At 67.6% G+C, this 18,369-nt stretch carries 23 protein-coding genes and 1 pseudogene; 9 read left to right on the plus strand and 15 right to left on the minus strand.

Annotated features, from left to right (window positions below; translation table 11 throughout):
- Window positions 1–2 precede the first annotated feature (2 nt).
- Window positions 3–1,217, plus strand: a complete 1,215-nt coding sequence (locus LRS08_RS13775; protein WP_257843156.1) for a S41 family peptidase — start codon at window positions 3–5, stop codon at window positions 1,215–1,217.
- A gap of 9 nt (window positions 1,218–1,226) precedes the next feature.
- Complete coding sequence (locus tag LRS08_RS13780) at window positions 1,227–1,589, plus strand: MmcQ/YjbR family DNA-binding protein (RefSeq protein ID WP_257843155.1); 363 nt, start codon at window positions 1,227–1,229, stop codon at window positions 1,587–1,589.
- Here LRS08_RS13780 and LRS08_RS13785 read toward each other — a convergent pair whose 3' ends face one another.
- The gene (locus tag LRS08_RS13785; RefSeq protein ID WP_260480850.1) at window positions 1,590–2,327 is read right to left on the minus strand and encodes a glutaredoxin family protein; all 738 of its coding nucleotides are present in this window, start codon (window positions 2,325–2,327) and stop codon (window positions 1,590–1,592) included.
- A gap of 50 nt (window positions 2,328–2,377) precedes the next feature.
- On the opposite strand from LRS08_RS13785, the gene LRS08_RS13790 reads away from it, so the two are divergent.
- Both LRS08_RS13790 and LRS08_RS13795 read left to right on the plus strand, forming a co-directional pair.
- Window positions 2,378–2,806 (plus strand): MerR family transcriptional regulator, encoded by a 429-nt coding sequence (locus LRS08_RS13790; RefSeq protein WP_312026618.1) that lies wholly within the window; start codon window positions 2,378–2,380, stop codon window positions 2,804–2,806.
- Window positions 2,807–2,829: 23 nt separating this feature from the next.
- Complete coding sequence (locus LRS08_RS13795; RefSeq protein WP_257843154.1) at window positions 2,830–3,189, plus strand: DUF2200 domain-containing protein; 360 nt, start codon at window positions 2,830–2,832, stop codon at window positions 3,187–3,189.
- 3 nt (window positions 3,190–3,192) lie between these two features.
- On the opposite strand, the gene LRS08_RS13800 is transcribed toward LRS08_RS13795, so the two are convergent.
- Window positions 3,193–4,059: an MBL fold metallo-hydrolase gene (locus tag LRS08_RS13800; protein WP_374580159.1), complete on the minus strand. Its 867-nt coding sequence runs from the start codon at window positions 4,057–4,059 to the stop codon at window positions 3,193–3,195.
- Window positions 4,060–4,133: 74 nt separating this feature from the next.
- Between LRS08_RS13800 and LRS08_RS13805 the strand changes: the two genes are divergently transcribed.
- Genes LRS08_RS13805 through LRS08_RS13815 form a run of 3 tightly spaced genes read left to right on the plus strand, consistent with a single transcriptional unit; the run spans window position 4,134 to window position 5,745 of the window.
- Window positions 4,134–4,448, plus strand: a complete 315-nt coding sequence (locus tag LRS08_RS13805; protein WP_260480851.1) for a helix-turn-helix transcriptional regulator — start codon at window positions 4,134–4,136, stop codon at window positions 4,446–4,448.
- A 4-nt stretch (window positions 4,449–4,452) separates the two neighbouring features.
- Entirely contained in the window at window positions 4,453–4,974 is a 522-nt protein-coding gene (locus tag LRS08_RS13810) for a rhodanese family protein (RefSeq protein ID WP_257843152.1), read from the plus strand.
- 6 nt (window positions 4,975–4,980) lie between these two features.
- Window positions 4,981–5,745, plus strand: a complete 765-nt coding sequence (locus LRS08_RS13815; RefSeq protein WP_257843151.1) for a sulfite exporter TauE/SafE family protein — start codon at window positions 4,981–4,983, stop codon at window positions 5,743–5,745.
- Between the two features lie 4 nt (window positions 5,746–5,749).
- Here the strand turns inward: LRS08_RS13815 and LRS08_RS13820 are convergent, their stop codons facing one another.
- The 3 genes from LRS08_RS13820 to gltX all read right to left on the minus strand — a co-directional run bounded on the left by LRS08_RS13820 (window position 5,750) and on the right by gltX (window position 8,763).
- Entirely contained in the window at window positions 5,750–5,941 is a 192-nt protein-coding gene (locus LRS08_RS13820; RefSeq protein WP_257843150.1) for a hypothetical protein, read from the minus strand.
- 90 nt (window positions 5,942–6,031) lie between these two features.
- The gene (locus LRS08_RS13825; protein WP_257843149.1) at window positions 6,032–7,306 is read right to left on the minus strand and encodes a citrate synthase; all 1,275 of its coding nucleotides are present in this window, start codon (window positions 7,304–7,306) and stop codon (window positions 6,032–6,034) included.
- Between the two features lie 29 nt (window positions 7,307–7,335).
- Window positions 7,336–8,763, minus strand: coding sequence for a glutamate--tRNA ligase (gene gltX / locus LRS08_RS13830; RefSeq protein ID WP_257843146.1), 1,428 nt, complete (start codon window positions 8,761–8,763; stop codon window positions 7,336–7,338).
- Between the two features lie 146 nt (window positions 8,764–8,909).
- On the opposite strand from gltX, the gene LRS08_RS13835 reads away from it, so the two are divergent.
- Window positions 8,910–10,520, plus strand: coding sequence for a ComEC/Rec2 family competence protein (locus LRS08_RS13835; protein ID WP_312026619.1), 1,611 nt, complete (start codon window positions 8,910–8,912; stop codon window positions 10,518–10,520).
- Window positions 10,460–11,047: a hypothetical protein gene (locus LRS08_RS20105; protein WP_312026620.1), complete on the plus strand. Its 588-nt coding sequence runs from the start codon at window positions 10,460–10,462 to the stop codon at window positions 11,045–11,047. The genes LRS08_RS13835 and LRS08_RS20105 overlap by 61 nt, the downstream gene beginning before the upstream one ends.
- A gap of 14 nt (window positions 11,048–11,061) precedes the next feature.
- Here the strand turns inward: LRS08_RS20105 and LRS08_RS13840 are convergent, their stop codons facing one another.
- The 10 genes and pseudogenes from LRS08_RS13840 to LRS08_RS13885 all read right to left on the minus strand — a co-directional run bounded on the left by LRS08_RS13840 (window position 11,062) and on the right by LRS08_RS13885 (window position 18,361).
- Entirely contained in the window at window positions 11,062–11,283 is a 222-nt protein-coding gene (locus LRS08_RS13840) for a hypothetical protein (protein ID WP_257843145.1), read from the minus strand.
- Window positions 11,284–11,456: 173 nt separating this feature from the next.
- The gene (locus LRS08_RS13845) at window positions 11,457–11,867 is read right to left on the minus strand and encodes a GFA family protein (protein WP_257843144.1); all 411 of its coding nucleotides are present in this window, start codon (window positions 11,865–11,867) and stop codon (window positions 11,457–11,459) included.
- A 101-nt stretch (window positions 11,868–11,968) separates the two neighbouring features.
- Window positions 11,969–12,637 carry a transcriptional repressor LexA gene (lexA, locus tag LRS08_RS13850; protein ID WP_257843142.1) on the minus strand — a complete coding sequence of 223 codons (669 nt, stop codon included), beginning with the start codon at window positions 12,635–12,637 and terminating at the stop codon, window positions 11,969–11,971.
- Between the two features lie 71 nt (window positions 12,638–12,708).
- A pseudogene (locus LRS08_RS13855) lies at window positions 12,709–13,892 on the minus strand (molybdopterin molybdotransferase MoeA).
- Window positions 13,893–13,932: 40 nt separating this feature from the next.
- Window positions 13,933–14,841, minus strand: coding sequence for a PilZ domain-containing protein (locus tag LRS08_RS13860; protein ID WP_257843141.1), 909 nt, complete (start codon window positions 14,839–14,841; stop codon window positions 13,933–13,935).
- Window positions 14,842–14,951: 110 nt separating this feature from the next.
- On the minus strand, window positions 14,952–15,428 hold the full coding sequence (moaC, locus tag LRS08_RS13865; RefSeq protein WP_257843140.1) for a cyclic pyranopterin monophosphate synthase MoaC: 477 nt from the start codon (window positions 15,426–15,428) through the stop codon (window positions 14,952–14,954).
- Entirely contained in the window at window positions 15,425–16,210 is a 786-nt protein-coding gene (trpC, locus tag LRS08_RS13870; protein ID WP_260480852.1) for an indole-3-glycerol phosphate synthase TrpC, read from the minus strand. The genes moaC and trpC overlap by 4 nt, the downstream gene beginning before the upstream one ends.
- On the minus strand, window positions 16,207–17,202 hold the full coding sequence (gene trpD, locus LRS08_RS13875; RefSeq protein WP_257843138.1) for an anthranilate phosphoribosyltransferase: 996 nt from the start codon (window positions 17,200–17,202) through the stop codon (window positions 16,207–16,209). Before trpD ends, trpC begins: the two co-directional genes overlap by 4 nt.
- A gap of 76 nt (window positions 17,203–17,278) precedes the next feature.
- On the minus strand, window positions 17,279–17,671 hold the full coding sequence (locus LRS08_RS13880; RefSeq protein ID WP_260480853.1) for a PilZ domain-containing protein: 393 nt from the start codon (window positions 17,669–17,671) through the stop codon (window positions 17,279–17,281).
- A gap of 105 nt (window positions 17,672–17,776) precedes the next feature.
- The gene (locus LRS08_RS13885) at window positions 17,777–18,361 is read right to left on the minus strand and encodes an anthranilate synthase component II (RefSeq protein ID WP_257843136.1); all 585 of its coding nucleotides are present in this window, start codon (window positions 18,359–18,361) and stop codon (window positions 17,777–17,779) included.
- Between the last annotated feature and the right edge of the window lie 8 nt (window positions 18,362–18,369).

An 18,369-nucleotide genomic window follows, 5' to 3' on the forward strand; every position in this document is an offset into this window, starting at 1 on the left:
CCATGATCACCCGCCGCGCAACGCTGGCTGGCCTAACCGCCGGCCTGACCCTCCCTGCGCTTGCCAAGGAACCGCCGCGCGACGTGACGCTCGCGCAGGATTTCGACGAGATGTGGGAGACGCTGCGGGACCGCTATTGCTTCTTTGGCGAGAAGGCGACCGATTGGGACAAGGTGCGCCGTGTCTATCGCCCGCGCGCGATCGCGGCACCGAGCTGGAATGATTTCGCGCACGTCCTGCGCGCCGCACTGGGCGAACTCTATGATCCGCACAGCTCGGTCCGCAGCGGTCCCAACGGCATTGCGAGGACGCCGCCGTTCGACCTGATCGTGGAGCGGAGCGCGGGCGAGTTGCGCGTGACCAGCGTTGCCGCGGACTCAGCGGCCAGCGCAGCAGGACTGGCGATCGGCGATATCGTGACCGCAGTCGATGGCGTGCCGGTCGGGGACGCGATCACGGCGGCGGCGCTGACCTGCCTGTCGCGGCCCGATCCGGCGGCGGATCATTTCGCAATCAACGCGGTGGTCGCCGGCAAGCGCGCGATGGCGCGGCAGTTCACGCTGGCGGGGAAGGGGGAGGTCGCGCTGCCGATTGTGCGGCGCGCGGAACCGCCGACCATCGCGCATCGGCGGCTGGAGGGCGGCATCGGCTGGATCGCGATCCGCAGCTTTGGCGACTATATGGCGACCGGGGCATTCGATGCCGCCTTGGCCGAACTGCGCGACGCCCCGGCGTTGATCATCGATGTGCGCGGCAATGGCGGGGGCGATACCGCGGTCGCACGCCCGATCATGGGGCGTTTCATCACCACCCGCGCGCCCTATGCACTGATGCGGCGGCGCGCGGGGCGTGGGCTGAGCGCGCCGTGGACCGAATGGGTGGAGCCGCGCGGGCCGTTCACCTATGACCGACCCGTGATCGTGCTGTGCGACCGCTGGAGCGCGAGCATGGCCGAGGGGTTTCCGATGGGGATGCGCGGTCTTGGCCGGGCCCGCATCGTCGGAACGCCGATGATGCAGCTGGGCGCGGCGGTGTTCCCGCTGCGGCTCGACCGCACGGGGTTCGAGATCCAGTATTCGGCCGAGCCGGTCTATGACGTCGCCGACCGGCCGCGCTGGAAGCTGGAGCCGGATGTGCTGGTACCCGACGATGCTGACATTCTCGCCGCCGGACTGGCCGAGGCGCAACGGATGGTCGCGGCGGCCGGACCACGCTAGGCTGGGTCCATGCCGACTCCCAAAGCGATCATCGACGAACTGCGTGCATGGGGCCTGACCCTGCCCGGCGCGCATATCAAGGCCCCCTGGCCCGATCACGCCGACCTCGCGGTCAATGACAAGACCTTTGCCTATCTGTCCACCGGCGATGCGTTCCAGATGTCGGTGAAGCTGCGCTACACCAGCGACGCAGCGCTGGAACTGCCCTATGCGACCCCGACTGCCTACGGACTGGGCAAGAGCGGCTGGGTCAGCTTCGCACCCGATGCCGACGCGATCCCCGACATGGCGCAACTGCGCGACTGGATCGAGGAAAGCTATCGCGCGCAGGCACCGAAAAGGCTGGTCAAGGAACTCGACGCGGGCGGCTGATCATCGCCACAACATCCAAAGCGCCATGGCCACCATCATCACATTCTCGGTCAGCGAGATAAAGCCGAGCGGGACGTTGCTGTCGCCCCCCATGCACGCGCATTTGAGGTCGCGCTTTTCGACATACACCGCCTTGAACACCGATACCGCGCCGACGCTGCCGATGAACGCGGCGAGCGGGATCGAAAGCCAGTGCAGCGCCTGTGCGGTCATCAATATGCCCGCTGCACCCTCGGCGAACGGGTAGAGATAGGCATAGGGGACCCAGCGCCGCGCGAGCAGGTCGTAGCCGAGGAACATGGTCGAGAAGCTCTCGACATCGCGGAGCTTCTGGATCGCGAGCGCGACCATGCTGAACGAGATGAACCATTCGGCGGCGCGAATGGTAAAGGGTGCGCCATAGGCGGCGTGGCTGGCGGCGAGTGCCATCAGCGCCATCATCCCGAACAACGCAATGACGGGGGCATAGCTCGTCTCGCCCTTTTCGCGGACGTGCAGGCCGAAATGGCGGCGCAGATCGTCGTGACCGCCGATCCGGCGGCCGCCGATGAAGGTCTGGGGCGTGGTCTTGACGTCGTGCTTGGCCTTGAACGCGTCGGTTTCTTCGCGGGTCTTCAGCCAGTGATCGTCCACCGCATAACCCTTTCGCTCGAGCAGCGCCTTGGACTTGAGACCATAGGGGCAGATATGGCCGGGCATGACCATACGATACAGGGTGGCGACTGGCTTGCCGGGCATGACGAACTCCTTGGATTGCCAACGTGCCCGTACCAGATAGGGTCCGTACCATGGTACGGAGTCAAGCCATGCAGGACATGACCATCGGGAGCCTCGCCAGGACAGCGGGGGTGGGTGTCGAGACGATCCGCTTCTACCAGCGGCGCGGGTTGCTGAATGAACCGAGCCGGGCGGGTGGCGTGCGCCGTTACGGCCCGGCGGACGCGGCGCGGCTGCGCTTCATCCGGACGGCGGCGGGCGCGGGATTCACGCTGGCGCAGATTGGGGAACTGCTCACGCTCGATGCGGGCGAGGATCGCGCGCGTGCGCAGGCGCTGGCGCGCGAACGCATCGCCGCGATCGACGCGCAGATGAACCGGCTGGCGGAAGCGCGGTCGGCGCTGGAGGGGCTGGCCGCGCGCTGTGCGGCGGGGGGAGGGCAAGGGCTGCCCGATCCTGATCGCGTTCGAGCGATAGCTGCGTCGGGCCAGCCGCGCTAAACTGGAGCTCGCAAGGAGAGATCATGGCCGAGCACCGCATTTTCGGGGTCAGCGTCGCGAGCGTCTATCCGCATTATGTGACCAAGGCGGAGAAGAAGGGGCGGACGGCGGCGGAGGTCGATCAGATTATCTGCTGGCTGACCGGCTATTCGCTCGCGCAGCTGCATGCGGAGCTGGATAAGAAGACCAGTTTTCGCGACTTTTTCGCGGCGGCTCCGGCGTTGAACCCGGCGCGGGCCGCGATCACCGGGGTGATTTGCGGCATCCGCGTCGAAAATATCGAAGACCCGCTGATGCGCGAGCTGCGCTATATGGACAAGCTGATCGACGAGCTGGCCAGGGGCAAGGCGATGGACAAGATCCTGCGCGCGCCGCCCGCCTGAACCTCACCCGCCGCGCGGCTTGACCGGAATGCGCAGGTAGCGGACGCCGTTCGCTTCCGCTTCGGGCAGCTGCCCGGCGCGGACATTGACCTGGATCGAGGGGAGCAGCAGCTTCGGCACCGCCAGCGTCGCGTCGCGTGCCTCGCGCATCGCGACGAATTCGTCTTCGTCGATGCCATCATGGACATGCTTGTTGCCGCGCCGCTGGTCGCCGACGGTGGCTTCCCAGCGATAGTCCTCGCGACCCGGGGCCTTGTAGTCGTGGCACAGGAACAGCCGCGTCTCCTCAGGGAGCGCGAGCAGCTTGCGGATCGAGCGATAGAGTGTGCGGGCGTCGCCACCGGGGAAATCCGCGCGCGCCGTGCCGTAATCCGGCATGAACAACGTGTCGCCGACGAACGCCGCGTCGCCGATGCGATAGGCGATGTCGGCGGGGGTGTGGCCGGGGACGTGCAGCACCTCGACCTCCAGTTCGCCCAGCGCGAACCGCTCGCCATCGGCGAAGAGGCGGTCGAAGTCGGACCCGTCGGTCTTGAGGTCGGTGAGGTTGAACACCGGGCGGAAGATCTTCTGCACATCGCGGATATGCTCGCCGATGCCGATCCACGCGCCGGTCCGCGCCTTTATCAGCGGCGCTCCGGAGAGGTGGTCGGCATGGGCATGGGTTTCGAGCACCATCACGATCCGCCAGCCGCGTGCGTCCGCGCGTGCCAGCACCTGATCGACCGAGGTCGAGTCGACCTCGCCGCTCGCCGGGTCGAAATCATGGACCGGGTCGATCACTGCGGCGTCGCCGGTGGCGAGGTCGGCGACCAGATAGGTCACGGTGTTGGTCGGTTCGTCGAAGAACGCTTCGATCACGGGTTGCATGGCTTCCTCCATTCGATGCTTGACAATATATAAGTAATATCTAAATTAGCAAGAACTAATGTAAGGATGTGCTGATGCTGAAAGTTCCGATGGACCTGGCGACGTTTGCGGCGAAGGCCGATGGCGTGGCCGCATTGCTCAAGGCGATGGGCAATGGCCGGCGCCTGATGGTGCTGTGCAAGCTGGTCGAACATGGCGAGATGAACGTCACCGACCTGGCGCGTGAGGTTGCGCTGTCGCAGTCGGCGCTGTCGCAGCACCTCGCCAAGATGCGCGACGAGGGGCTCGTCGCCTTTCGCCGCGAGGGGCAGACATTGTGGTACCGGATCGCCGATCCGCGGACCGAGGCGCTGCTCGCGACCCTCTACCAACTCTATTGCAAGGACTGACGAGATGACGATGGCGCAATTGACGCCCGCCGATGCGCGGCGGGCGGTGGAGGCCGGCGCGCTGCTGGTCGATATCCGCGAGGCGGACGAGCATGCGCGTGAGAATATTCCGGGCGCGGTCAACGTGCCGCTGGCACGGATCGGCGAGGTCGCAGCGCTGGGCCGGCCGTTGGTGTTCCATTGCCGGTCGGGGATGCGGACGGCGGCGAATGCGGAGGCATTGCGCGCCGCGGCGGGCGGTTCGCCCTGCCATCTGCTCGAAGGCGGGATCGACGGCTGGCGCAAGGCCGGGCTCCCGACCGCGCGCGACCGCAAGCATCCGCTGGAGATCATGCGTCAGGTGCAGATTGGCGCGGGTTCGCTGACGCTGCTCGGTGTTGCGCTCGGCTTCCTCGTCCATCCCGGCTTTTTCGGCCTGTCGGCGTTCGTCGGTGCAGGGCTGACGCTTGCGGGCGCGACCGGATGGTGCGGCATGGCGCTGTTGCTGCGGCGGATGCCGTGGAACCGCGCGCTGCAGGCGGGGTAAGCGATCATGCTCGCCGCAACCATCCTGTCGGGCGCGCTGATCGGCCTCGTTCTCGGGCTGGTCGGTGGGGGCGGGTCGATCCTCGCCGTACCGCTGCTGGTCCATGTCGTGGGCGTCGGATCGGCGCATGCCGCGATTGGGACGGCGGCGGTGGCGGTGGCGGCCAATGCACTGGCGGGACTGGTCGGCCATGCGCGTGCCGGGACGGTGAAGTGGCGCTGCGGCGGGTTGTTCGCGGTGGCGGGCGTGGTGGGCGCTGCGGCGGGCGCCGAACTGGGCAAGGCGATAGATGGACAGCGGCTGCTGTTGCTGTTCGGGCTGCTGATGATTGCCATCGGACTGACGATGCTCCGCGAGCGGCGGGGCGTGGAGATGCCCGATGTCCGCCTGACTCGCGATACCGCAGGGCATCTGGTTCCGCGCCTTGTTCCCGCGGGGCTGGCGGTCGGCCTTGCCTCGGGCTTTTTCGGGATCGGCGGCGGGTTTCTGATCGTCCCCGCGCTGATCGCCGCAACGCGGATGCCGCTGACCTATGCAGTGGGCACGTCGCTGGTCGTCGTGAGCGCGCTCGGGGCGACCACGGCGGGTTCCTATGCGCTGTCGGGCTATGTCGACTGGCGCGTCGCCGGGCTGATGCTGTTGGGCGGGGTCGCAGGGGCCGTGGCCGGCATCGCGCTCGGCAAGCGGATGGCGGCGCGCAAGGGGCTGCTGGAGAAGCTGTTCGCGATCGTGGTGATCGCGGTGGGCCTGTACCTGATCGTCGCGCGCTGAGCGGTCAGCGGCGACGCATCGCCGCGACCAGGATCACGCCGACTGCTGCCAGCAATGCGCCGCGCAACGCCCATTCTCGGTCGGCGATCATGAAGCTCTGCGGCGGCCAGTTGAGCAGGTCGAGCCCCTGCGCGACCCAGAGCAGGCCGACCAGCACGGCCACGATGCCGGCAAAGGCGAGGATGTTGCGGCGCATGCGTGTCTCCGGTTCAGATTAACGGCTCAAACGAAACGGGGACCGCCGCATTGCGACGATCCCCATATTTCCGTCAACGCAGCCTTGGCCTCAGCGCTGGCTGACCGGCACATAGTCGCGCTGGGTCGGGCCAGTGTAGAGCTGGCGCGGGCGACCGATCTTCTGGTCGGGGTCGCTGATCATTTCGTTCCACTGTGCGACCCAGCCGACGGTGCGGGCGAGCGCGAAGAGGACGGTGAACATCGTCGTCGGGAAGCCGATCGCCGAGAGGATCACGCCCGAATAGAAGTCCACATTCGGATACAGCTTCTTGTCGATGAAATACTGGTCGCTGAGCGCGATCCGCTCGAGCTCGCGCGCGGTGTCGAGCACCGGGTCGCTGATCCCGAGCTTGTCGAGCACTTCGGTCGCGGCCTTCGACAGCACCTTCGCGCGCGGGTCGAAATTCTTGTACACGCGATGGCCAAAGCCCATCAGGCGGAACGGATCGTCCTTGTTCTTCGCGCGGGCGATATATTCCGGGATGCGGTCGGGATGACCGATCTCACGCAGCATGTTGAGTGCCGCCTCGTTCGCGCCGCCATGCGCAGGACCCCACAGGCAGGCGATGCCCGCCGCGATGCACGCGAACGGATTGGCGCCCGACGAACCGGCGAGGCGGACGGTCGAGGTCGACGCATTCTGCTCGTGGTCGGCATGAAGGATGAAGATCTTGTCCATTGCCGCCTCGATCACCGGATCGACGACATATTCCTCGGCCGGGACGCCGAACGTCATGCGCAGGAAGTTGCCGGTGTAGGACAGCGAATTGTCCGGATAGAGGAACGGCTGGCCGACGCTGTACTTGTACGCCATCGCCGCGATCGTCGGCATCTTGGCGATCAGGCGGTGCGACGCCACCATCCGCTGGTGCGGATCGCTGATGTCGGTCGAATCATGGTAGAAGGCCGAGAGCGCACCGACCACGCCGCACATGATCGCCATCGGGTGCGCGTCGCGGCGGAAGCCGCGATAGAAGGTCGCGAGCTGCTCGTGCAGCATGGTGTGGCGGCTGATCGTGTAGCTGAACTTGTCGAGCTCGTCCTTGCTCGGCAGCTCATGGTTGAGCAGCAGATAGGCGACTTCCATGAAGCTCGACTGTTCGGCGAGCTGGTCGATCGGATAGCCGCGGTGAAGCAGGATGCCGGCATCGCCGTCGATATAGGTCAGCCCACTCTCGCACGACGCGGTCGAGGTGAAGCCGGGATCATAGGTGAACTTGCCCGTCTGGGCATAGAATTTGCGGATGTCGACGACCTCGGGGCCGACGCTGCCCTGTCGCACGGGGTATGCCTTGTCCCCCAGGTTGAGCGTGGAGTCGGTCATCGTCACTTCCTTTCCTTCAGCCGTCCGTTTCATTCGCCCGGGGAGGCCGTCATCTGATCCGCGATACGTCCAAGGCTTTCGTCGCGCCCCAGCAGGACGAGCACATCGAAAATCCCCGGTGAGGTGCGTTTGCCGGTGAGCGCTGCGCGCAATGGCTGTGCCACTGCGCCAAGTTTGACGCCCGCCGACTCCGCGACCTCGCGAACCGCAGTTTCGAGTGCTTCCGTATTCCAGTCCGCGACCGCGTCAAGCGCGCTGTGCAGCTGCGAAAGAAGTTCGCGTGCCGGACCTTCGAGAAGTGCAACCGCATCGGCATCGATTTCGAGCGGGCGGGTGGCGAACAGGAAGGCCGAGCCATTGGCGATCTCGATCAGGCTGGCCGCGCGTGGCTTGAGCGCGGACATGCTGCGCTGCAGAAGGTCGCGCTGTTCCGCGGTCGGTTCGAACGGCAGGAACTGCGCCGCCAGCTCCGCCAGCCGCGCATCGTCGGCGGCGCGAATATAATGGCCGTTGAGACTGTCGAGCTTTTTGAGGTCGAAGCGCGACGGGCTCTTGCCGACGCCGTCGAGGGTGAACCATTCGATCGCCTGGGCGCGATCGATGATCTCGGCATCACCATGCCCCCAGCCAAGGCGGAGGAGGTGGTTGAACAAGGCTTCGGGCAACACGCCGAGTTCGTCGCGGTAGGAATCGACGCCCAGCGCGCCGTGGCGCTTCGACAGCTTCGCCCCGTCCGCGCCATGGATCAGCGGGATATGCGCGTATGTCGGCTCGGCCCAGCCCATCGCGCGGATGATGGTCAGCTGGCGGAAGGCGTTGTTGAGGTGATCGTCGCCGCGGATCACATGGGTCACGCCCATGTCGTGATCGTCGACCACCACTGCGAGCATATAGGTCGGCGTGCCGTCCGAACGCAGCAGGACCATGTCGTCCAGCTCGGCATTCTGCACGGTCACTTCGCCCTGAACCAAATCTCGGATCGTCGTCGCGCCCTCCCGCTCGGCGCGGATGCGCACGACATAGGGCTGGTCGAGCGGGCCGTCGCTGCGGTCGCGCCACGGGCTGCGGATGCGATAGGGCTGCTTCGCCGCCTGCGCCGCTTCGCGCTGTGCCGCGATCTCCTCTTGCGTCATCCAGCAGCGATAGGCGTGGCCGCTCTCCAGCATCGCGTGCGCGACTTCGGCGTGGCGAGCAGCGCGGGCGAACTGATAGACTTCCTCACCATCCCAATCGAGGCCCAGCCAGCGCATCCCGTCGAGAATCGCGGCGATGGCCGGTTCGGTCGAGCGCGCACGGTCGGTATCCTCGATCCGCAGCAGGAATTTGCCGCCGTGGTGGCGGGCGAACAGCCAGTTGAACAACGCTGTGCGCGCGCCACCGATATGGAGGAAACCGGTCGGCGACGGCGCGAAGCGCGTGACGATGTTCGTGCCCGAGGGCTCAACTACTGCGCTCAACCGCGCGATCTCCAGCTTGCATAGGGTGGCCGGGACGGCCGGGTGCGCCCCTAGCACGCGGTTTCGCAGGCTTCAAACCGCAGTGAAACGGGGGATTTTCGCGACGGGTTGCGCGGGACGCTGCGCTCGCCCAAGCTGCATGCCCGATGGGGACCGGTGCCGCGCGCGCATGGGGGCCGGCGCGGCTCCCACTCCCGGCATGGCCGGGGGACGTCGGCGTGCGGATCGAGCGCTGGCTGGAGGCCGAGCGCGGGCAATTGTTCCTGTGGATTCCGGTGATGCTTGGGGCCGGGATCGTCGCGTGGTTCGCGCTGCCCGATGCCGCGCGTTGGGGCGCGGTGATCCTTGGCGGGCTCGCGATTGCGGTGGCGGCGCTGGCGGTCGGGCGCAGCGGACGCGCGGCGCGGGCGATGGCCTGGGCGGGACTGCTGGTCGCGCTGGGATGCGCACTGGTGTGGTGGCGGGCGGAGCGGGTAGCGGCCCCGGTGCTGGCGCGCCCGGCGGTGGTGCAGGTAACCGGTACGGTCAAGCGGATTGAGCCGATGCCGGCGCGTCAACTGGTGCGGTTGCGCATCGCGACCGATGCCGGGAGCGGCTTGCCGGGGCTCGTGCGGGTCAATCTGGCGGTGAAGGACATGCCCGAGGGGCTGACGCCCGGCGCGCAGGTGCGGGCGCGCGCGCGGCTGATGCCGCCCGCGCCGCCCGCCGTCCCGGGTGCCTATGATTTCGAGCGGGTGGCGTGGTTCGATGGGCTGGGAGCGACGGGGCGCGGCTTTGCGCCGGTCGAGATTCGGGCGCCGGGGCGGCCCGATAGCGGGTTGCGCGCGCGGCTGACCGCGCACGTCCAGTCGCGCGTGGAGGGGAGTGCGGGCGGGATCGCGGCGGCGCTGGTGACCGGCGACCGGGGGGCGATTTCCGAAGAGGATGCCGAGGCGCTGCGCCGGTCGGGGCTGGCGCATCTGTTGTCGGTCAGCGGGCTGCATGTGACGGCGGTGGTCGGGGCGACGATGCTGCTGGTGCTGCGGCTGCTCGCGCTCAGCCCGTGGCTGGCGCTGCGCTGGCCATTGCCGGTGATCGCGGCGGGCGCTGCGGGGGTGACGGCGGTGGGCTATACGCTGCTGACCGGGGCAGAGGTGCCGACGGTGCGCTCGTGCATCGCCGCGCTCATGGTGCTGGCGGCGATGATGCTTGGACGACAGGCGATCACGCTGCGCCTCGTCGCGTTCGGCGCGCTGGTCGTGCTGCTGCTCTGGCCCGAAGCGCTGATGGGACCGAGTTTCCAGATGAGCTTCGCCGCGGTCACCGCGATCGTCGCACTGTACGAAAGCCAGCGCGTCCGCGGCTGGTTCGAGCGGCGCGAGGAAGGGTGGGGGCGGCGACTTGCGCGCGGCATCGGCTCGCTGTTGCTGACCGGCCTTGTGGTCGAGATCGCGCTGACCCCTATTGCGCTCTACCACTTCCACAAATCGGGGCTTTACGGTGCGTTGGCGAATATTGCTGCGATCCCGCTCACGACGTTCGTGGTGATGCCGTTCGAGGCGGCTGGGCTGGTCTTCGACGCCGTGGGGCTGGGCGCGCCTTTCTGGTGGGTGGCGGAACAGGGGCTGCGCCTGCTGCTGTGGATCGCTCATACAGCGGCCAATGCGCCCGGCGCGCTGGCGATGCTGCCCGCGATGCCGGGGGAGCCTATGCTCAGATGGTCGCAGGTGGATTGTGGATCGCGCTGTGGCGGGCATGGGCGCGACTGGCGGGTCTGATTGCGGTCGCGCTGGGAGCGCTGTGGGCGCTGGCGACGCCAATGCCGGACCTGCTGATCACAGGCGACGGGCGGCATCTGGCACTACGGATGCCGGGCGGCGAACTGGCACTGCTGCGCGACCGCGCGGGGGATTATGTCCGCGACACGCTGGCCGAGAATGGCGGCGTGGATGCCGAACTGCCCGCGCTGGCCGAACAGCGCGACGCGCGGTGCAGTGCGGACCTGTGCATGGTCACGGTGATGCGCGGCGGGCGAGAGTGGCGGATTGCCGCGACACGCAGCGGTTATAGGATTCCGTGGCGCGAGATGGTCGCGTTCTGTGCGTCGGTCGACATCATCGTCGCCGACCGCTGGCTGCCGCGCGGGTGCGTGCCGAAATGGCTGAAATTGGACCGCGCGAAGCTGTCGGAGACCGGCGGGGTGGCGATCACGTTCGACCGGACGCCGCAGGTGGTGACGGTGCGGCGCGCGGGGGCGCGGCATCCTTGGTTAGAGGCGGAGACGGTGATGCCGCCGAAGGATTGAGGGAGACGCTCAACTCAATCGCGCACAACTTCATAGCGCGAGACGCGGCCTGCAGCATCGACATCGACCACGAGCCATTCGGAGTCGAGGGAAAGCAGCGACCGTTCGTTACCGAGCCAATAAACATAGTCGCGGTCGCGGAAGTAGCCCGCGTTAGACGGAGCGCCCAACAGCGCGACCAGTTCGCTGCGGTTCAGACCGTCGAGCTTCCCGCTCCACATCAGATGCTCGATCATGTGTATGCGCGCCTGATCATCGATTCGCTCTACCTGCTTCCAACGATCTGAATCGAAGGGGCGGACTGGCAGATACCCGGTCATGAACCCATAGGTGACAGCGCCAGCCAGGAAGGTGACGAGCAGACCCGCGACACAACCCAATCTGCGGGCGCGCGTGCCATGTCGCTGTCCTACGCCCCGCCGGGAAACCGCTCGAATTCCGGCAAGCCATGCGCATCCTTCATCCAGCCGATGCGGTCGGCGGTCTGGATATGCGCGGCGGCGGGGACGGCTTCGGGGTCGTCGAGGGTCGATGCCTGAACGTCGACGAGGCCGGGAAGGTTGGTGGCATTGCGGTAGAATAGCCCGGTGCCGCAGGTCGGACAGAACCAGCGACGGCCGGTTTCGGATGAGGCATATTCGCGCGGGTTGCCCTGCGTGACCGTCAGCGCGTCCTCGGGATACATCGCCCAGCCGACCATCGGCGCACCGGCGCAGCGGCGGCAATCGGTGCAGTGGCACAGCGCCTGACCGCCGTGCAGCGGATCGCCGTCGATCTCGTAACGTACCGCGCCGCAATGGCATCCACCGGTCAGGGTCACGCTGGCTCTCCTTTGGTGTTGGACGTCGCGTGGCTCGGCGTATTCGCTCTTGCCTGACTCCCCACCCCAACCCCTCCCCTGATGGGGATGGGTCAAGACATTCAATAGCGCCGCAGCAGTCCGGCCAACTTGCCCTGCACGCGCACCTGATCGGGGCGGTAGCGCTGGGGGTCGTAGCTGCGGTTGGCCGGGTCGAGGCGGACCATGCTGCCCTCGTTCCGGAAATATTTCAGCGTTGCTTCCATCTCGTCGATCAGTGCGACCACGATCTCGCCATCGCGCGCGGTTTCCTGACGCCGAATCAGCGCATAGTCGCCGTCGAAAATCCCGGCCTCGACCATCGAGTCCCCTGCGACCTCCAGCGCATAATGATCGCCCGACCCGAGCAGGGCGGCGGGGACGGGGAGCATCGTGGACCCTTCCAGCGCCTCGATCGGCACGCCCGCCGCGATGCGGCCGTGCAGCGGGATTTCGATCACGTCGTTCGCCGGCTGCGGCGCGGGGCGCGGCATCGCGACGACCGTCGACTTCGGCGCGACCTTCTTCGTCTCGCCGCGCTCGGGCATCTTGACCACTTCGAGCGCGCGGGCGCGATTGGGCAGGCGGCGCAGGAAGCCGCGCTCCTCCAATGCCGAGATCAGGCGGTGCACGCCCGATTTGGACTTGAGGTCGAGCGCGTCCTTCATCTCCTCGAACGAGGGCGAAACCCCGGTCTCGGCCAGACGGTCGGCGATGAAGCAGATCAGCTCATGCTGCTTCTTCGTAAGCATTGGACGTCCCCTATCAAGAACAGACGTGGAACGTTTACGCCTTGTTCCACGCGGCGTCAAGCGGGTGCGACTCAGCCGATGTCGAGGATTTCCACCGAGTCGCCCGCTGCCGCTGCCGGAACATGTGGGGCACGCACGATCAGGCAGTCGGACGTGGCCAAAATGCGCAGCATCGAGCTGTCCTGGCGGTCGGCGGGATGAACGCGGCCGTCGCGATGGACGGCGCGGATATAGTCCTCACGCGGGCCGTTCGGGGGAGTGGGCCGCCGAGGATCGCGCTGCGGCGGCGGGGCAGCGGATCGGCTGCGCCCGAAAGATGGGCGACCATGGGCAGCACGAACAACAGGGCGGTGACATGCGCCGATACGGGGTTGCCGGGCAGGCCGAGCACGGCAGCGTCGCGCATCCGACCGGCCATCACCGGCTTGCCGGGGCGCATCGCGACCTTCCAGAAGTCGATCGCCGCGCCCGCGGCCTGGAGCGCAGGGTGGACCAAATCATGGTCGCCGACCGACGCGCCGCCGGTGGTGACCAGCAGATCGGCGTCGACCGCGGCGAAGGCGTGGGTCAGGGCGTCGATACTGTCGGGCAGGATGCCGAGGTCGATCAGCTCGATCGGGAGCGTTGCCAGCATCGCGGCGAGCATTGCGCCGTTGCTTTCGGGCAGCTGGCCGGTCGCGAGCGGCTGGCCCGGCGCGCGCAGCTCGTCCCCCGTCGCGGCGATGGCGACGCGGATGCGGCGACGGACGGGCAGGTTGGCGTGGCCCGCGATGGCGGCGAGCGCGATGCGCGCCGGGGTCAGACGTGCACCCGCTTCGACCAGCCTGTCGCCGGTCGCGAAATCGAGCCCGGCGACGCGGACATGTGCGCCGACGCGCGGCGGCCCTTCACCGTCCAGCGCCAGCGCATCGCCCTCGCGCCGCGCTTCCTCCTGTATCATGATCGTGTCCGCGCCCTGCGGCACCGCCGCGCCGGTGAAGATGCGGACCGACTCACCCGGCGCGACGGTCCCCGCAAAGGGTCGACCCGCCGCACTCTCGCCGATCACCCGCCACGGGCCGGGCAGGTCGGCGAAGCGGATCGCATAGCCATCCATCGCCGACAGCGGCAGTTCGGGCTGCGTGCGCAACGCGGTGACCGGCTCGGCCGCCCAGCGCCCGGCGGCGTCGCGCAACGGCACGCGTTCGGCCGCGACCGGCTGGGCGAGTGCGAACATGCGCTGTTGCGCCTCGGTTACGGAAATCATCCCCGACATCGCTCCCCGATTAGCCGGGAGGCGTGACCGGGTCGAGCGCTCAGCGCGGGCGCGCCGCCTCGCTCAGCCGCGCCATTTCATGCGGGCGCAGCGGCAGGCGGAATTCGGCGACATGCCGTGCGCCATGGCATTCGATCACCCGGATCGGCCAGCCGCCGATCTGCGGCAGCGACAGCCACAGCCCGCACAGCGGCGCAAATTCGGTATCGCTCTCGAACTCGACCAGCGCATTGCTCAGCGAGGTGATCTGGGCGTTCCACCAGCTGCTGCCCGAGCGGACATGCGTAGCGGCGTCGAGCTTGATCGCGTTCTTGACGGCGCCAAGCGGGGATGTCGTCCCAGCCATCGGCTCTTGCACCACCGCCGGACGCCGGTTGGCGACCTGACGCAGCCACGGCATCAGGATCTGCCAGCCAATTTCATCGGCAAAGGCGATCCCCGCCTGGCCGCGTTCGGTCCAGCGGATTTCGCCCGCGATCGGGCGCAGCCCGTCTAGCGTGATCTCCACCGCCTCACCCACGCGCAGCGGTGCGCGGGTTTCGATGCCGAGGCCAGCGGGCGACAGGTTGCGGGTCCAGGCGAAATCGACCTGATCGCCATGCCGCAGGCACAACCGCTGGCGCAGCTCGATGCGCGGCATCTGACGGCGTTCGGCTGGCAAGGCGGCGAGGCAGCGGGCGAGCGCCGCGACCACGTCCATCGGTTCGTCGAAACAGAAGGTGAAGGCCGAGGGGTCGTCGCCCAGCACCGATCCTTCGGCGCTGACGCCAAAGGGCAGTTCGATCCGGCCGCGATCGCCATTGGTGACCGGACCGGTAACGGTGAGCGTCGCCCCGGCAGAGGTGATGCGGTGGACAAAGCAGTCGCGCGTGCCGTCGCTGCCGACCAGCCGACCGTGCGTCGCATTCTCCGCGCTTCCCGGCTGTGCGGGATCAAGCCCGCCCGACAATGAAAATATGGCTGACCGCCCCGTACCTGACATAACGCCCCACAACTGAACCGAAAAATGATGCGCCGGGGGGCATCAAGATTCGCTGAGCGAGCGCGGTAAGGGGCGAGTTAACCCTGATCGGCGCGCCAGTCTCCGGACTTGCCGCCGCGCTTCTCGATCAGCCGGATCGCACCGATCTCCATCGTGCGGTCGAGTGCCTTGGCCATGTCGTACACGGTAAGCAGCGCGACGGTGACCGCGGTCAGCGCCTCCATCTCTACCCCGGTGCGCCCGGTCAGGCCGACCGTGGCGGTGGCGGTGACGCCGCTATCGTCGGGCGTCAGGTCGAGGGTGACCTTGCTCAGCGCCAGCGGATGACACAGCGGGATCAGGTCGCTGGTCTTTTTCGCCGCCATGATCCCCGCGATCCGCGCGACGGCGAGGACGTCGCCCTTCTTGACCAGCCCGTCGCGGATCGCGGTCGCGGCTTCGCCCGACATGGTAATGCGGCCGGTGGCGGTGGCGACGCGTTGCGTCTCCGCCTTGCCGCCGACATCGACCATGCGCGCCGCGCCGGTTTCGTCGAGATGGGTGAGGTTGCTCACCCGATCATCGCCCGCGTCGCTGCCTTGACGTCGTCCTGCCGCATCAGCGACTCGCCGATCAGGAAGCAGCGGACGCCGTGTTCGGCCATTCCATCCAGATCGGCGCGCGACGTCAGCCCGCTCTCCGCGACGAAGGTGCAGCCTTCCGGTGCGCGTCCGACCAGTTCATAGGTGCGGTCGAACGAGACGCTGAAATCCTTGAGGTTGCGGTTGTTGACCCCGATCAGCCGCGACCTGAGCGCCAGCGCACGGTCGAGTTCGGCTTCGTCATGCACTTCGACCAGCACATCCATGCCGAGGCCGACCGCCGCATCCTCGATCTCCGCCATCTGCGTGTCTTCCAGCGCGGCAACGATGATCAGGATCGCGTCGGCGCCGATGCTGCGTGCCTCCAGCACCTGCCACGGATCGACCATGAAATCCTTGCGGATCACCGGCAGATTGCACGCGGCGCGCGCGGCGATCAGATAATCCTCATGCCCCTGAAAGAACGGCGCGTCGGTCAGCACCGACAGGCACGCCGCGCCGCCGGCGGCATAGGCGCGGGCGTGGGCAGGTGGATCGAAATCGGCGCGGATCAGGCCCTTGGAGGGGGAGGCCTTCTTGATCTCGGCGATCAGGCCGTATCCGCTCGCAGCCCTGGCATCGAGCGCAGCGCGAAAGCCGCGCGGCGGGGTCTGCGCCAGCGCCAGTGCCTGCAGCTCGGCGAGCGACCGCGCGGCCTTGCGCTCCGCCACTTCGCTGCGCTTCACCGCGATGATCTCGTCCAGCATCGTGCTCATGCGGCGGCGATCCAGCAGTCGAGCAGCGCCTTGGCAAGCCCCTTATCGATGGTTTCGGCGGCTTCCTCCGCACCTTCGCGCAGATCGGCGGCCTCTCCGGCGACCACCAAAGCCGCCGCCGCATTGAGCAGCACCGCATCGCGATACGCCCCGCGCTCGCCATCGAGCAGGCGGCGGAGTGCAGCGGCGTTCTCCTGCGCATCGCCGCCGCGCAACGCAGAAAGCGGGTGGGAGACCAAGCCTGCATCCTCGGGCGTCACCCGTGCGGGCAGGCTGACATCGCCGATGCTGACGATCAGCGATCCGCCCTCGGGCGACAATTCGTCGAGCCCTTCCTCACCCGAGACGACCGCCGCGCCCTTGACGCCCAATTGCGCCAGCGCCTCGGCATAGATCGGCGCATAATCCGGGCGGGCGATGCCGATCAGCTGGCGCTGCACCCCCGCCGGATTGGCGAGCGGTCCCATCAGGTTGAAGATCGTCCGCCGCCCGATGCGCTTGCGGATCGGGGCGACGCGCGCCATCGCCGGATGGTGCTTCGCCGCGAAGAGGAAGGCGATGCCGAGATCGTTGAGGTGCGCCTCGGCATTGAGCGCCGCACGATCGAGGTCGAGGCCGAGTGCCTCCAGCGTGTCCGCCGCGCCCGATTTGGAGCTGGCGGCGCGGTTGCCATGTTTGGCGACCGGCACGCCTGCTGCGGCAACCACGATCGCCACTGCGGTCGATACGTTGAGCGTGTGGTGCCCGTCGCCGCCGGTCCCGCACACGTCGATTGCATTGGCGGGGGCGCTGACCGGGATCACCCGCTGGCGCATCGCACGTGCCGCCTCGGCGATCTCGACGCTGGTCTCGCCGCGGTCGGACAATGCGATCAGGAAGGCTTCGATATCCTCCTCGGCGGCCTTGCCGTCGAGGATGTCGGCGAACGCCTGCGCCGCGCTTTCGCGCGCGAGCGGACTGGCGGGGTCGGGGAGAAGGCTGAAGTTCGTCACGCCGCCTCTATTCCGGTGCGCGGACGCCAAGTCGAGCAATTCCTGTTATCGACGGGACAAGCCCGGGCGCAGGCAGTCAGCGGCGATAGGGGCTGTCGCGATCCTGCACCCAACCGGCGCTGATGCCGCGGTCGAGCGTGGTGGCGGGGCGTGGCTTGGGTGGCGCGATGATTGCCTTGGACCGCGCCGCATCGGGATCGATCGTCTCGGAAAAGCGCAGTCCGGCCATGTCGTCCCGGACCCAGATCACCGTCGCGCCGACTGCCTTGAGCACGCCGACCGACACCAGCACCGTCGCGCCGGCCTTCAGCGCACCCGCACGATCGACCTTCGCGCCCGAAGCCGACAAATCCTTGATGCGATGCTTGGTCAACACGCCCCCACCGAACCCGCAAATCTCCGCCCCCAGCAGCACCTGCTGGCGCGGCATACGGGGGGTGAGAGAGTCGCGGATGGCGGGTTCGCCCATGATTTCCCTTTGCGTTCCGCCCGCAACGGGCAGAGCCGGAGATTGGATAGGTCCGTTGCTGCTAACCCAAATGGGTTAAGCCGGCGTTGACCGCGACCACCGAAATTACGCCAGCGTTCTCGCCTCGATCCCAGCAATGGCCATGAAGTTCGCCAGCATCGCATGGCCATGCTCGGTCGCGATGCTCTCGGGATGGAACTGGACCGAATGGATCGGCAGGTCGCGGTGGCGGAAGGCCATGACGCTGCCGTCCGACGCGGTCGCGTTGATCACCAGTGTATCTGGAATGTCGGTGACGATCAGCGAGTGGTAGCGGGTGGCGGTGAACGGGCTGGGCAGCCCGGCGAACAGCCCGGTGCCGTCATGGCTGACCGGCGACGTCTTGCCGTGCATCAGCCCGCCGCGCACCACCTTGCCCCCGAAATGCTGGCCGATCGCCTGGTGGCCGAGGCACACGCCGAGCAACGGCTTGCCCGCATCGGCACAGGCGGCGACGAGGTCGAGGCTGATCCCGGCCTCGTTGGGCGTGCACGGGCCGGGCGAGAGCAGAAACGCCTGTGCGTTGCTGGCAATCGCCTCCTGCGCGGTCAGCGCGTCGTTGCGCACCACCTTCACCTCTGCGCCCAGCTCCATCAGGTAGTGGACCAGGTTCCAGGTGAAGCTGTCGTAATTGTCGATGACTAGGATCATGGGAGTGG

The organism is Sphingomonas sp. J315 (assembly GCF_024666595.1).
Lineage (GTDB): Bacteria > Pseudomonadota > Alphaproteobacteria > Sphingomonadales > Sphingomonadaceae > Sphingomonas.

What these genes read in the sequence shown, in the direction of transcription:
- LRS08_RS13775 (WP_257843156.1), top strand. Translation starts at nt 3, where the DNA reads ATGATCACCCGCCGCGCAACGCTGGCTGGCCTAACCGCCGGCCTGACC.
- LRS08_RS13780 (WP_257843155.1), top strand. Translation starts at nt 1,227, where the DNA reads ATGCCGACTCCCAAAGCGATCATCGACGAACTGCGTGCATGGGGCCTG.
- LRS08_RS13785 (WP_260480850.1), bottom strand. Translation starts at nt 2,327, where the DNA reads ATGCCCGGCAAGCCAGTCGCCACCCTGTATCGTATGGTCATGCCCGGC.
- LRS08_RS13790 (WP_312026618.1), top strand. Translation starts at nt 2,378, where the DNA reads ATGGTACGGAGTCAAGCCATGCAGGACATGACCATCGGGAGCCTCGCC.
- LRS08_RS13795 (WP_257843154.1), top strand. Translation starts at nt 2,830, where the DNA reads ATGGCCGAGCACCGCATTTTCGGGGTCAGCGTCGCGAGCGTCTATCCG.
- LRS08_RS13800 (WP_374580159.1), bottom strand. Translation starts at nt 4,059, where the DNA reads ATGCAACCCGTGATCGAAGCGTTCTTCGACGAACCGACCAACACCGTG.
- LRS08_RS13805 (WP_260480851.1), top strand. Translation starts at nt 4,134, where the DNA reads ATGCTGAAAGTTCCGATGGACCTGGCGACGTTTGCGGCGAAGGCCGAT.
- LRS08_RS13810 (WP_257843152.1), top strand. Translation starts at nt 4,453, where the DNA reads ATGACGATGGCGCAATTGACGCCCGCCGATGCGCGGCGGGCGGTGGAG.
- LRS08_RS13815 (WP_257843151.1), top strand. Translation starts at nt 4,981, where the DNA reads ATGCTCGCCGCAACCATCCTGTCGGGCGCGCTGATCGGCCTCGTTCTC.
- LRS08_RS13820 (WP_257843150.1), bottom strand. Translation starts at nt 5,941, where the DNA reads ATGCGCCGCAACATCCTCGCCTTTGCCGGCATCGTGGCCGTGCTGGTC.
- LRS08_RS13825 (WP_257843149.1), bottom strand. Translation starts at nt 7,306, where the DNA reads ATGACCGACTCCACGCTCAACCTGGGGGACAAGGCATACCCCGTGCGA.
- LRS08_RS13835 (WP_312026619.1), top strand. Translation starts at nt 8,910, where the DNA reads ATGGGGACCGGTGCCGCGCGCGCATGGGGGCCGGCGCGGCTCCCACTC.
- LRS08_RS20105 (WP_312026620.1), top strand. Translation starts at nt 10,460, where the DNA reads ATGGTCGCAGGTGGATTGTGGATCGCGCTGTGGCGGGCATGGGCGCGA.
- LRS08_RS13840 (WP_257843145.1), bottom strand. Translation starts at nt 11,283, where the DNA reads ATGATCGAGCATCTGATGTGGAGCGGGAAGCTCGACGGTCTGAACCGC.
- lexA (WP_257843142.1), bottom strand. Translation starts at nt 12,637, where the DNA reads ATGCTTACGAAGAAGCAGCATGAGCTGATCTGCTTCATCGCCGACCGT.
- trpC (WP_260480852.1), bottom strand. Translation starts at nt 16,210, where the DNA reads ATGAGCACGATGCTGGACGAGATCATCGCGGTGAAGCGCAGCGAAGTG.
- LRS08_RS13880 (WP_260480853.1), bottom strand. Translation starts at nt 17,671, where the DNA reads ATGGGCGAACCCGCCATCCGCGACTCTCTCACCCCCCGTATGCCGCGC.
- LRS08_RS13885 (WP_257843136.1), bottom strand. Translation starts at nt 18,361, where the DNA reads ATGATCCTAGTCATCGACAATTACGACAGCTTCACCTGGAACCTGGTC.